The following is a 13010-nucleotide window of genomic DNA, read 5'->3' on the forward strand; positions in this document are numbered from 1 at the left end:
GGCGGGCGTGCCAGATGCAGCAGCTCGATGTTCTCTGGAACCCGATCGACATTGGCCACCTGCAGGCGCGCAACCGGATCTACCTGCCCGCGCACCAGGTGAGCCTGCCGCCGGCGGAGTACGGCGCCTACCTGGCCGAGCGCGCACGCGGCGGCGTGGGGCTGATCGTCACGCACGGCTTCCACGTGCACCCGGCCAGCGCCCGCGCCGGCGTCTCGCCGTGGGAGCCGGCCTGGGCCGATGCGGTCCACAAGTTCGTGACACCGAGCAAGCAGCAGGGCGTGCCGGTGTTCGTGCAGATCACGCACATGGGCGCGAGCGGCACGCGGCGCACAGACGACATCGGCTTGTGGGGCGCGGTGATGGCGCCCTCGCAGATCCCTTCGCCGGTGCATCGGGCCAGCCCCAAGCCGATGGAGGAGGAGGACATCCGCGAGGTGATCGAGGGCTTCGCCGCCACCTGCGCCAACGTCCGGGCGGGCGGCGGCGATGGCGTGGAGATCCACGGCTCGCACGGCTACCTGCTGAGCAACTTCCTGTCGCCCTACTGGAATCGGCGCAACGACGCCTGGGGCGGCGACACCGACCGGCGCGCGCGCCTTGCGCTGGAGATCGGCAAGGCGGTGCGACAGCGCTGCGGCAGCGACTTCGTCGTCGGCATCAAGCTCAGCCTGGACGAGTACCTGGGGGACGTTGGCACCACGCCTCACGAAACCATCCGCGTGCTCCAGTTGCTGGAGCAGGCGCGGCTGTTCGACCACGTGTGCCTGTCGCACACGGACTACCACCAGAACCACAAGCTGGTGCCGCCGCAGTCGAGCGGCGAGACGGCACCGCTCGCGGCCAACGCGGCGCGTGTGCGCGAGGCGCTCGGCGGCCGCATCCCGCTCTTGATCCAGGGTTCGGTGCGCGACCTGCAGAAGGCGGCGGAGATCGTGCAGTGCGGGCAGTCGGACATGGTCGGCCTGGTGCGTGCGCACATTGCCGATCCCGAGATGGTGAGGAAGGCACGGGAGGGCCGCCTCGACGAGACCCGCCGCTGCGTCGGTGCCAATCAGGGTTGCTGGCGCAGGCTCGGGCAGAACGTGAGCTGCACGGTGAATCCGGCGGCGGGGCGCGAGCTGCAGTTCGGCGCAGTGGTGACGAGGCCTGTCGTGGCGGCGAAGAAGGTGCTGGTGATCGGCGGCGGTCCCGGCGGGCTCAAGTTTGCCGACACCGCGGCCCAGCGCGGGCACAAGGTCACGCTCTGGGAACGCAGCGGCCAGCTCGGCGGCCAGATCCGCAAGGCCGGCCTGCTTCCGGACTATGCCTCGTGGAACTTCCTGGTCGACGACCTGGAGGCCTCGGCTCGACGGCGAGGCGTCGACGTCGTCCTGAACAAGGAAGCCACGGCTGACGCGGTGGCAGCGGCGGACGCCGACGAAGTGATCGTGGCGACGGGCGCGAGCTGGCAGACCAGCGGCTTCTCGATGTTCCGCACCGACCGCGATGCCATCCCGGGGGCGGCGTTGCCGCACGTGGTCGACGCGCTCAGAGCACTCGACGGCCTGTCGGCTTGCGGCCGGCGCGTGTTGATCATCGACGACAACGGCGACTACCTGCCGCTGGGCCTGGCACGGCTCCTGGCCGCGGCGGGCCGCGAGGTGACCGTCGTCACGGCCGATGGCTTGCTCGGCCGCAAGCTCGAAGCCACGCTGGACTGGCCATGGCTCATGCCGCGGGTGGTGCAAGCCGGCGTCGTGCTGCGCGCCTCCACATCGGTCGAGCGCATCGAAGCCGGCAAGGCCATCCTGCGCAGCACGCTGGGCGGCCCGGCCGAGACGGTGGCGGCCGACACTGTCGTTCTGTCCATGCTGCGCACCAGCGATGACGCGCTCTATCACCAGCTGAAGGCGCGCGGGCTGCCGGTGCGCCGCATCGGCGACTGCGTGGCGCCGCGCGAAGTGGACGACGCGGTGCTCGAGGGCTTTCGGGAAGCGCAGGCGCTTGCATGAGCGCGACCCACCCGCCATGCGGGCGGCGCGTCAGTCCGCACGCGCTGCCGCCATCAGCGGGTCGCCGAACAGCGTGGACCACTCCTGCGGCGTGAGCTCCGAAGTCGATCATGAGCAGCCCTGGCCTGTGAAATGACGAAGAGGCCGCTGACGCGGCCTCTTGACTGGAGCGTGGATCAGCGATCGATCGTGATGAGTTCCGTCATCGGCTTCCACGACTTGCCGTCGAACTTGGCGAGGCGCGCCTGGCGTATCGGGTAGTAGTCGTCCTGGCGAAAGTTGATCTTCATGCCGGGCAGCAGCATGCCCAGTTCGACGTCCTTCAGGCCCTGGATCTGCTTGAGCAGGTTCTCGCGCGTCAGGTTGTCGCCGCAGCGCTCCAGCGCCAGCGCCGTCAATTGCGCCCCCATGTAGGTGTAGACCGAAGTGGTGTCACCCGGATCGTCGTTGGGCAGGTACTTCTTGAAGAAGGCCAGGTAGTCCTGCATGGCCTTGTCGTCGGACCAGGTCGGGTCCGACGGCGTCTTGAACCAGTAGCTGGAGACCAGGCCCACCGAGTTGTCCAGACCGGCCGGCGTCAGCACGCCGGTGATCGAGCTGGACACGTAGGGCACGATATAGAAGGGCTTCCAGCCGATGGCTGCGACCTTCTTGATCGCCTGCGCCTGTGCCTTGTTGGAAGTGAACACCACCAGCGTGTCCGCGCCCGAGGCCTGCAGCTGCAGGATCTGCGAGTCGACGGTCGGGTCGCTCATCTCCTGGCTGACCTCCTTGACGATGTTGGCCTGCTTCGCGCCCAGCGCCTTGCGGAAGCCGCGGATGTACGACTTGCCCACGTCGTCGTTCTGGTACAGCACGCCGATCTTCGCGTCGGGCCGGGCCTCGACCATGTACTTGCCGTAGATGGATCCCTCGATGTCGTAGGCGAAGGAGAACGGCACCGTCCATGGCGTGGCCTTGGAATCGTGCAGGCCGGGACTGGACGCGTAGAAGAGCAGCTGCGGCACCTTCTTGGCGTTCAGGTACTTCTGCACGGAGGTCTGTGCCGCGGTGCCCATGGAGTTCACCATGGCCATCACCTGGTCGGATTCGACCAGCTTGCGCGTCACTTCCACCGTCTTCGGCGGACTGTAGGCATCATCCACCGACAGCAGATTGATCTTGCGCCCGTTGATGCCGCCCTTCGTCTCGTTGAGCATCTTGAAGTAGGCCACCGACATGCGGCCCACCATCGAATAGGCGGAGCCGGGGCCGCTGTAGGCGACCGTCTGGCCCAGCTTGATCTCGGCGTCGCTGGCGCCGGGACCATAGTTCTTCTGGGCCTGGGCCGGCACGGCGACCGCAAGGGTGGTGCCGGCCAGCAGGGCAATAAGGGAAGCGCGCATGATGTCTCCTGGAGTCGTGGGATCGGATTCGGTGGCGCAAGTAAATCAAGGGGCAGGGAAGACGTCTGTCCCCGTGCCGAGTGACAGGATGGCCGCATTCGCTGGAATGCCGCCAAGGGGCGTCCCCGGAAAGGGGACAGACGCTCGAAAGGCCAAACCCTAAATTCCTCGCATCCCCAAGCAAGGAGCCTGTGCATGACTAACGCCGCCGAAGCCAACGCACTTCGTGACGCGCCCGTGCTGGACATCGATCCCTATTCGATCGAGGTGCTGCGCGATCCCTATCCGTTCCATGAAGCGCTGCGCGAAGCCGGGCCGGTTGCGTTCATCAAGGCACACGGCGTCTATGCCGTGGGCCGCCATGCCGAAGCCAAGACGGTGCTGTCCGACCACGCTCGCTTCACCAATGCCGGTGGCATCGGCATTCAGGACATCCGTAAACCGGGCGATTTCCGCATCCCCAGCCGGCTGCTGGAGGCCGACCCGCCGGACCACACCAAGATCCGCACGGTGGTGACGCGGCTGCTCTCGCCACTGGTGATCCGCAAGTGGAAGGAAGGCTTCGATCGCAAGGCCGACGTGCTCGTGGACCAGCTGCTGGAGCGGCGCGAGTTCGATGGCGTGGAAGACTGCGCCGAGCGCTTCATCCTCGAAGCCTTCCCGGCGGCGGTCGGCGTGCGTCTGCCACGCACCGAGACGCTGGCCATCGGCGAGATGCGCTTCAACCAGAGTGGCCCCCGAAACGCGTTGTACGAGCGCGCGATGGAGGCCGCCCAGCCCTACCTGGCGTGGTTCGAGGAAAGTGTGTCGCGCCAGAGCGTGATCCCCGACTCGATCGCCGAACTGTTGTTCCGCGCCGAGGATGCCGGCGAACTCGACGAGGGCATCGCCTCCAACGTGGTGCGCAGCTTCGTGGGCGGCGGCACCGATTCGACCATCGCCGGCATCGGCTTCACGCTGCACCAGCTGGCGAAGAACCCCGCACAGTGGCAGCGCGTGCGCAGCGAGCCGGCCAAGGTGAAAGCGGCCTTCGAGGAAGGCATCCGCCACGAGACCCCGTTCCAGGTGACCTACCGCACCACGCGCGGTGCAACCGAGTTGTCGGGCGTTCGGCTGGATGCGGACACCAAGATCGGCGTCTTCATGGGCGCCGCCAACCGCGACCCGCGCCAGTTCCCCGATGCAGACCGCTTCGACGTGGACCGCCCTGCCCTCGCCGGCAATCACGTGGCCCTGGGCAGCGGCATTCACGCCTGCATCGGCCAGATGCTGGCCCGGCAGGAGTCGGAGGCGCTGATCGGCGCCCTCGCCCGCCGCGTCGTCAGCATGGAGCTGACCGCGCCCGCCACCTACCGCCCGATCAACCAGATGCGCACCCTCGACAAGCTGCCGATGCGCATTGTTCCAGCGTGAGCCCCACGGGCCGTTGTCCGGCCTGAGAGCCTTGAAACGGGCCGGCTGATCGCCGGCCTTTTCGCTGCCGAGACGGCGGCCGAACTGGGCGCCGACGTGGTCAAGATCGAGCCTACGAATTCGGCGCGGGCAGCTACCCTTCGGGGGCGAGACCTCACGGCCACCAGCGCCGTTGCGTAGACAAGGTCGATCCCCCTTCAACACCGACCAGCCGCGCACAACACGCCCGATTCCGTGCAGCAGCCGCCCTCGCGCCAAGCCCAGGGCCGAGTCGAACCGTGGAGGGAAATCCTTGTTGACAATGCACGGACTACAACATAGCCTTCGTTTACTAAACGTACGTTAGGCAAACCTTAGCGAGTGCTGCCCCCTGCCCTGTTGGTCATCCATATGCAGCAGCGCACCGCCCTCGACATGACTCTTTCGTTCACAGCACTTTGCCGGCTTTGACCGGCGCACGGAGACAGAACATGAAGACACTGACTCGCAGACTCGTTGATGCCGCTCTTGTCGTGGTCGCGCTTTGCGGCGCCGCGACTGCCGCCGCGCAGCCGTATCCGAACAAATCGATCCTGATCAAGGTCGCTTACCCGGCCGGGTTCGGGGTCGACGCTTCGGTGCGGCCATCCGCGCCGGTGCTGCAGCGCGCCCTTGGACAGAATCTCGTGATCGACAACATGCCCGGTGCGAACGGTTCCATCGCGGCAATGAACGTGTTGAACGCGTCGCCCGACGGGTACACGCTGCTCGCCACTGCGGGTCCGGATTTCGTGGTGGCGCCGCTCACGGTCGCTTCCGCCAAGTACACGTTCGACAGCTTCAAGCTCATCGGCTCGTTCGGCAGCGCGGACATGGTCCTCGTAGCCCATCCTGACCGCCCTTTCGACACCCTCAACGCGCTCGTCGAGCAGATGCAGAAGCCTGGCGCGAAAGAGCTTTCCATTGGGCACTGGGGCCAGGGCACGCTCGCCCATCTCGCGGCCGCTGAATTCCACGGGCGGCTCGGGGCCAAGTTGCTAGAGGTGCCGTACAAAGGCATCGCTCCCCTAGCCACCGCCGTGGGAGGCGGCGAGGTGGACCTCGCGTTTGTTCCTCTTGCGGGGCCGATCCTGGGAATGATTCAGACCGGGCGGATCAAGGCCATCGCGATCGCGAGCGCCCAGCGACATCCGCTCCTGCCGGACCTCGCCACGCTGAGCGAGAACGCTCGATTCAAGAACTTCGAGTTCGGCATCTGGACGGGCTTGTTCGCGCCCGCGCGGACACCCGACGCCGTTGTCGCGCGCCTGAGCAAGGCCTTCCACGAGTGGAACGACAGTCCGGAGTTCTTCGCGCTCGCGACCGCGCAGGGCTTGCGCAGGCTGGACTCGATGACGCCGCAAAAGGCAGCTTCGTTCTTGCGCGCAGAGAGCGAAAAGTTCATCAACATCGCCAAGACCCTCAATCTGGTGGCGCAATAGCGCGGCCGCGCAGGGAAGGACCCATACGATGATCGTTCGAGACTTTCACTACTACGAGCCGGCCAACGGCCACGGGCTGAGCCACAACCCGCTCAATGCGCTGGTCGCGCCGCGGCCCATCGGCTGGATCTCGTCACGCGATGCGCAGGGGCGAGTCAATCTCGCGCCCTACAGTTTCTTCAACGCGTTCAACTACGACCCGCCGATCATCGGATTTTCTTCGATCGCCTGGAAAGATAGCGTTCAGAACGCATCGGAAACGCGCGAGTTCACCTGGAACCTGGTCACCCGCGAGCTGGGCGATCAGATGAACCAGACCTCGGCCCCGCTTCCGCACGGCGAGAACGAGTTTCCGTTCGCCGGCCTCACGGCCCTGCCAGGTCGCAAGGTCAATGTCCCGCGGGTAGGTGAGAGCCGCGCGGCCATGGAATGCAAGGTGATCGATATCGTGCAGTTCCGCAACACTGGAGGCGAAAAGATCGGTGGCTGGCTCGTGCTGGGCGAGGTGGTGGCCGTGTACATCGACAAGAGACTTCTGAAGAACGGCGTTTATCAAACAGCCGAAGCCTATCCGATCATGCGGGCTGGCGGAATGAATGACTATGTCCAGGTCTCGCCAGACAATGTCTTTCAGATCGCGCGGCTCGAGGGCGCCAGCAGCCCGTCGTCGCACGGCAGGGGATAGCAGCATCCGCAACTCGACACATGCAAGGACATGCGGCCCGGCCACCGTCCGTGCGGTATTGCTGTGCTGCGCCACCACCGGCGCGCTACGCGGAAGCGGTACTCGTCTTCATCGAGCGTGATTGATCCGACCCGAGCATTGCATCAAGAACACGCGCCCTGGAGCGCTCGATGTGCTCGCTGATGCATTCGATTGCCTTGTCCTCATCGCGCGCCCTCAGCGCGGCGATGAAAGCCAAGTGTTCCTCCATCGCCGGAACGATGCGCATCGGCCGAACCAGGCCGGCGTCGAGGCGTATGAGCCTCACATGCAAACTGTTCACCCGGTAGATCTCGGACAGGATCTCGTTGCCGATGCTGTCCACCATCGTGTCGTGCAGGCCCCAATCCACCGTCTGCGCATCTGCGTCCAGCGTCGGGTCGGGTTGGGACGAGTTGGCGCGCTCGAGGATCGCACGGTGTTTCTCTTCGATGCGCGCCAGTTCTTCGTCCGATGCCGAACGCAGGAAGTGGCGCACTGCCTCCCGCTCCACCATGCTGCGCACCTGAAATGCATTGCGGATGAGTTTCAGATCTACCGGCGCGATCTGCAAGCCCCGCTTTGGCACGGTCACGATCAACCGGGCCGCCTCCAGACGGGGAATCATTTCCCGGATGGCGCCCAGAGGCAGATCGAGCAGGCGGGTGAGTTCGCGCTGCGACACGAACTGCCCCGGGCGAATCTTCGCGCTCAGGATCTGCCGCCGGAAACTCTCGTAGGCCAGAGTTCGCTGCGACACGGCAGGTGGCGCAGGCGCGGGTTTTTTCTTTGTCGCATTCATCCAGATCCTTCCCGGCTGATTGGTCGCTCGGATGGCACGACTTTACGCCAGGACGAAGGCTCGCGGCAGCTGACAGATTAGAAGAACCACACCCGGCCATTCCAAATTGTTACTGAGATTGCGCTGACATGTCAGAACGCATATAGTGTGCTCCACGGCGCGATCTTGTTGCGCCCTCTCCCCACCCAAACTGCAGAACGGAGCACTTTCATGAGTCTTGAACTGACCGGCGTCGTACCTCCCCTTGTCACTCCTTTCACCGCCGACGGCGACATCGACGAAGCGGCCTATCGCAGGGTTATCCGCTTCAACCTGGACAAGAAGGTGCATGGGGTCTGCCCCGGTGGCAGCAGCGGCGAGGGCCACACGCTGACCATCGATGAATTCAAGCGCCTGCTGGAGATCACCGCGGACGAGGTGGCGGGGGCCGTGCCGATCGTTGCCGGCATCATTTCGAACAGCACGCGCGATGCCATCAACCGTGCCAAGGCGATCTCGCACCTTCCCATTGCGGCGCTGCAGGTCACCCCGGTTCACTACCTCTTCAAGCCCGATGAAGACGCCACCTACCGCCACTTCAAGGCGCTGACCGAGGCGGTCGACATCCCCGTCATCATCTACAACGTCGTGCCGTGGAACTACCTGAACCCGGCGCAGATGATCCGCCTCATGCAGGATCTGCCCGGCGTGCAGGGCATCAAGCAAAGCCAGGGCGATCTCAAGCTGATGGCCGATCTGCTGCTCGGCGTGCCCGCGGGCTGCAAGGTCTATTCGGCCGTGGATGCGTTGCTGTATTCGTCGTTCGCCCTGGGCGCGCACGGCACGATCGCCGCAACGCCGGCGGCACTGCCGGGCGTGTGCGTGAACCTGTGGAACACGGTGCAGGCCGGCGACCACGTGAAGGCGCTGGAAATGCACAAGTCCATGCTGGCCTTCTGGAACGCGATCGTCGCGGACAACCTTCCTGCGAACCTGAAGACCTCCATCACGCTGCAAGGCTGCAACGCCGGCCTGCCGCGGGCACCCATGCCGCCCACCAGCGACGCCCAGCTGGCCAGGATCAAGGCCGCGCTCGACGACGTGCTGCGCTTTGACATTTGACAGCTGGCTTCATCCGAGGAGACACACGAATCATGAATATCCGACGTCGCGAGCTTCTGAAGCTCGGAACCATTGCCGCTGCGGGCAGCGCATTGTCAGCGCCCGCATGGGCCCAGGAGTTTCCCAGCAAGCCGGTGACGATCGTCGTCCCCTTTGCGCCGGGCGGTAACACCGACATCGTGGCGCGAACAGTGGCGGTGGCGCTGGGCAAGGTACTGGGGCAGTCGGTGATCGTCGACAACCGAGCGGGCGCGGGCGGCTCGATCGGCGCAATGCAGGTCGCTCGCGCCGCCCCTGACGGATACACCCTGCTGCTTTGCGGAGCCGGCGTGGTGGTCACGGTTCCGGAAATGGTCAAGACGAGCTACAGCCGGTCGAACTTTGCGCCGCTCGGCCTGGTGAACAAGGGTTCGATGGTGTTGCTCGCGCGCAAGAACGAAACCAGGTTCAAGAACTTCAAGGAGCTCGCCGCCTACGCGCGTTCCGGCGAGGGCAAGCTGATCGCCGCGCATTCCGGGCCGGGTACGCCCAACCACCTCGCATTGCTGCAACTCGAGACTCTGCTCAAGACCAAATTCACGGTCGTTAGCTACAAGGGCTCGGGTCCTGCACTGATCGACCTGATCGGCGGACAGGTCGATGTTCACTTCGACCAGGTCAGCAGTTCACTGCAGCACATCAAGGGCGGCGCGCTTCAGCCGCTCGCCGTGCTGGGGCCGACGCAAGATCCATCGCTGCCCGGCGTCCAGACCGTCGCGGAGCTCGGCTTCGGCGAGATCGATGGCACAACCTACGTCGGGGTGCTTGCGCCCAGCGGGACGCCCAAGGCGGTTCAGGACAAGCTCGCCGCTGCGCTTGCGCAAGCCGTGAAGGATCCGCAGACGGTGAACAGCGCCCGCGAACTCGGCAGCGTCGCCTACTCCAGCACGCCCCAGGAATTCGCACGCTTGCTCGACGCCGAGTACGCACTGGCCTCGCAGGCCACCAAGGATGGCCGCCTGAAGGCCGACTGATCCGGCCCAAGCGCAAGGGCGCCGAGCACAAGCCGGCGCCGGCCTGCGCGCGACCTCAACGCAATGGACAAAGCATCGTGAAAAAGATCCTGAACGACCCGAACGCCTACGTCGACGAAATGCTCGACGGCCTGTGCCTGGCCCATCCCGAGTTGCAGCGCCGCGGGGAAGGCGGCCGCGTGGTGGCGCGCAGCAGCGGCGCCGTGCGCGGAAAAGTGGGCATCGTCACCGGCGGCGGCTCGGGCCATCTGCCGCTCTTCCTCGGCTACGTCGGCGACGGCCTGCTCGACAGCTGCGCCGTGGGCAACGTCTTCGCCGGCCCGCGCATGGACGACTGCATCGAGGCGATGCGCGCAGCTGACGGCGGCGCCGGCGTGCTGCAACTCTACGGCAACTACGGCGGCGACCGCATGAACTTCGACATGGCTGCCGAGATGCTCGAACTCGATGGCATGTCGGTCGCATCGGTCCGTGTCGCCGACGATGTGGCGAGTGCGCCCGCCGCACAGCGCGAGAAGCGCCGCGGGGTGGCCGGACTCGTGCTCGTCTACAAGGTCGCGGGCGCCAAGGCAGCGGGTGGTGCGAACCTGGAGGCGGTGGCGGCGCTGGCACGCAAGGCGAACGACGCGTGCCGTTCCATCGGAGTGGCGCTCTCGCCCTGCGTGGTGCCGGAATCCGGCAAGGCTTCCTTTGCCATCGGGGAAGACGAAGTCGAATTCGGCATGGGCATCCATGGCGAGCCGGGCATCTGGCGCGGGGCTCTCAAATCGGCCGACGCGCTGGCCGACGAGATGCTTGCGCACCTGCTGCCGGAACTTGCGCCGGCGCGCGGCGATCGTGTTGCCGTGCTGGTCAACAGCCTGGGGGCGACACCCGTGGAAGAGCTCTACATCCTTTTCCGCCGCGTGGCGGCCGCCCTCGCGGCCCAGGGTGTGACCATCGTGCGCCCCCTGGTCGGCCGCTACGCCACCTCGATGGAGATGGCCGGCGTGTCGCTCAGCGTCATGAAGCTCGACGCCGAACTGGAGGCACTGCTTGCGGCGCCGGCGGACTGTCCCTTCTGGAGCGTGCGCTGATGCTGGACGCTGCCACCCTCTCGGCCGCGCTGCCCCGCTGGTGCGCGGGCGTGCACGCCGCCGCGCCTGAGCTCAACGAACTCGACGGCCGCCTTGGCGACGCCGACCTCGGCGCCACGCTCGACAAGTGCGCCACGCTGATCGAAGAGGCCCTGCCCGAGATGCCCGACACCCTCGAAGGCATCTTCAAACGCTGTGCGCAGGCCTCGGCCAGGGCGTCGGGATCAAGCTTCGGCACGTTGCTGACCGTGGCCCTCATGACCAGCGCCAAGCGCTGCGCCGGCGTGACATGGCTCGACCGTTCGCAGGTCGCCGCGCTGCTGGCCGACGTGGTGACAACGCTCTCGGCGCGCGGTGGCGCAAACCTGGGAGACAAGACGGTGCTCGACGGCCTGCATGCCATCCAGACGGCGCTCGCCGCATCGCCCGAAGGCGCCGAAGCCCGCCGCCTGGCCAGCGACGCGGCGCGCGGCGCGCTCGACGCCTTCCGCGACAAGCCCAACCGCATCGGCCGCGCCCGCATGTTCGCCGACAAGACGATCGGCATGGACGACCCCGGCATGGTGGCGCTGCTGCGCATGGTTGACGCACTCTAGTTCCGACATGAATTTCCTGAAGTCACGCGAGGAGACCGCACGCGATGTGCTGAGCTTGCTGCCGCGGCTGCGCGAGCGGTTTGGCGATCGCCTCAGCACGACCGTCGCGGTGCGCGAGCAGCATGGCCACGGCGAAGGGGTGCCAGACTCTGCGCCGCCCGATGCGGTGGTCTTTGCGCTCAACAACGAAGACGTCGCTTTCGTGGCGCGCGCCTGCTTCGATGCGCAGGTACCGGTGATTCCGTTCGGCACCGGTACCTCGCTCGAGGGCCACGTTGCTGCCGTGCATGGGGGAGTCTGCGTGGATCTTTCCAGAATGAATGCGATCCTCGAGGTCGACGCGGATGCGCTTGACTGCCGGGTGCAGGCAGGGGTGACGCGCGAAGAGCTCAACGCGCACGTGCGCGGGCAGGGGCTGTTCTTCCCGATCGACCCCGGCGCGAATGCATCCCTCGGCGGCATGGCATCGACACGCGCATCGGGCACCGCAGCGGTGCGCTACGGCACGATGAGCGACGCCGTCCTGGGCCTGACGGTCGTCACGGCCGACGGGCGTACCGTGCGCACCGGTACCCGCGCCCGCAAGAGCGCCGCCGGTCTGGACCTGACACGCCTGTTCGTCGGGAGCGAAGGCATCTTGGGCTTCATCACCGAAGTGCAGCTGCGCCTGTGGGGCCTGCCGGAAATGGTGCAGGCAGCCGTGTGCCAGTTCCCGGACCTGGAATCTGCCATCTCAGTGGTCATCGGCGCCCTTCAGTTCGGCGTGCCGCTGGCACGAATCGAACTGCTCGACGAGGTGCAGATGGACGCCTGCAAGCGCTACTCGAAGCTCGACGAGTTCGAGGCATTGCCGACACTGTTCATCGAGTTTCATGGATCGCCGGCGGCCGTTCGCGAGCAGGTCGCCACGATGCAATCGCTCGCCGAGGAATCCGGCGGCAGCGGCTTCGCGTGGGCCGAGCGTCCGGAAGATCGCACGCGACTTTGGAAGGCGCGCCATGAGTGCTACCACGCCAATATCGCGCTGAGGCCCGGTTCCGCCCTGATCGGCACGGACGCCTGCGTTCCGATTTCGAATTTCGTCGCCTGCGTGATGGAGACCCGCGAGGACGTGCGTGCCAGCGGTCTGACGGCACCCTTGGTCGGCCACGCCGGCGACGGCAATTTCCATCTTGGCATCGTGTTCGATCCCGCCAGCCCCGACGAACGCGCGCGTGCCGAGGCCCTGGCCGAGCGGGTGTCGATGCGGGCTGTTCGGTATGGCGGCACCTGCACCGGCGAACATGGCATTGGCCTGCACCGCATCCATCAGCTCGCGGCCGAGCACGCCGAAGGAGTGGCGCTCATGCGCGCGCTGAAGGATGCGCTCGACCCGCGCGGCATCATGAACCCGGGAAAGATGCTGCCGGACGTACCGCGAACCGGTCAGCGGTCCGAGCTGCCCGATGAACGCTGACGGGCAGCAAT

The 13010-nt window shown here is 66.2% G+C and carries 12 protein-coding genes; 10 read left to right on the forward strand and 2 right to left on the reverse strand.

Annotation, left to right across the window (positions count from 1 at the left end):
• Window positions 1-14: 14 nt before the first annotated feature.
• The gene (locus tag AC3A6Y_RS21165; RefSeq protein ID WP_487870189.1) at window positions 15-1994 is read left to right on the forward strand and encodes an oxidoreductase; all 1980 of its coding nucleotides are present in this window, start codon (window positions 15-17) and stop codon (window positions 1992-1994) included.
• Window positions 1995-2170: 176 nt separating this feature from the next.
• On the opposite strand, the gene AC3A6Y_RS21170 is transcribed toward AC3A6Y_RS21165, so the two are convergent.
• A complete protein-coding gene (locus tag AC3A6Y_RS21170; RefSeq protein WP_487870190.1) occupies window positions 2171-3379 on the reverse strand; it encodes an ABC transporter substrate-binding protein in 1209 nt (402 codons plus the stop codon).
• A 195-nt stretch (window positions 3380-3574) separates the two neighbouring features.
• Here AC3A6Y_RS21170 and AC3A6Y_RS21175 point away from each other — a divergent pair, with 195 nt between their 5' ends.
• The 4 genes from AC3A6Y_RS21175 to AC3A6Y_RS21190 all read left to right on the forward strand — a co-directional run bounded on the left by AC3A6Y_RS21175 (window position 3575) and on the right by AC3A6Y_RS21190 (window position 6937).
• A complete protein-coding gene (locus tag AC3A6Y_RS21175) occupies window positions 3575-4792 on the forward strand; it encodes a cytochrome P450 (RefSeq protein ID WP_487870191.1) in 1218 nt (405 codons plus the stop codon).
• A 48-nt stretch (window positions 4793-4840) separates the two neighbouring features.
• A complete protein-coding gene (locus AC3A6Y_RS21180) occupies window positions 4841-4972 on the forward strand; it encodes a hypothetical protein (RefSeq protein WP_487870509.1) in 132 nt (43 codons plus the stop codon).
• Window positions 4973-5262: 290 nt separating this feature from the next.
• Window positions 5263-6252 carry a tripartite tricarboxylate transporter substrate binding protein gene (locus AC3A6Y_RS21185; RefSeq protein WP_487870192.1) on the forward strand — a complete coding sequence of 330 codons (990 nt, stop codon included), beginning with the start codon at window positions 5263-5265 and terminating at the stop codon, window positions 6250-6252.
• 28 nt (window positions 6253-6280) lie between these two features.
• Window positions 6281-6937, forward strand: a complete 657-nt coding sequence (locus tag AC3A6Y_RS21190; protein WP_487870193.1) for a flavin reductase family protein — start codon at window positions 6281-6283, stop codon at window positions 6935-6937.
• Window positions 6938-7022: 85 nt separating this feature from the next.
• Here AC3A6Y_RS21190 and AC3A6Y_RS21195 read toward each other — a convergent pair whose 3' ends face one another.
• Complete coding sequence (locus tag AC3A6Y_RS21195; protein WP_487870194.1) at window positions 7023-7757, reverse strand: GntR family transcriptional regulator; 735 nt, start codon at window positions 7755-7757, stop codon at window positions 7023-7025.
• Window positions 7758-7967: 210 nt separating this feature from the next.
• Between AC3A6Y_RS21195 and AC3A6Y_RS21200 the strand changes: the two genes are divergently transcribed.
• From AC3A6Y_RS21200 to AC3A6Y_RS21220, 5 genes are all read left to right on the forward strand, one after another.
• Entirely contained in the window at window positions 7968-8858 is an 891-nt protein-coding gene (locus AC3A6Y_RS21200) for a dihydrodipicolinate synthase family protein (protein WP_487870195.1), read from the forward strand.
• A gap of 32 nt (window positions 8859-8890) precedes the next feature.
• On the forward strand, window positions 8891-9871 hold the full coding sequence (locus AC3A6Y_RS21205; protein WP_487870196.1) for a Bug family tripartite tricarboxylate transporter substrate binding protein: 981 nt from the start codon (window positions 8891-8893) through the stop codon (window positions 9869-9871).
• Between the two features lie 77 nt (window positions 9872-9948).
• A complete protein-coding gene (locus AC3A6Y_RS21210; protein WP_487870197.1) occupies window positions 9949-10947 on the forward strand; it encodes a dihydroxyacetone kinase subunit DhaK in 999 nt (332 codons plus the stop codon).
• Window positions 10947-11543 (forward strand): DAK2 domain-containing protein, encoded by a 597-nt coding sequence (locus AC3A6Y_RS21215; protein WP_487870198.1) that lies wholly within the window; start codon window positions 10947-10949, stop codon window positions 11541-11543. The genes AC3A6Y_RS21210 and AC3A6Y_RS21215 overlap by 1 nt, the downstream gene beginning before the upstream one ends.
• Before the next feature lie 7 nt (window positions 11544-11550).
• Entirely contained in the window at window positions 11551-12999 is a 1449-nt protein-coding gene (locus AC3A6Y_RS21220) for an FAD-binding oxidoreductase (RefSeq protein ID WP_487870199.1), read from the forward strand.
• Window positions 13000-13010 lie beyond the last annotated feature (11 nt).

The organism is Variovorax sp. Soil_C_17 (assembly GCF_057657265.1).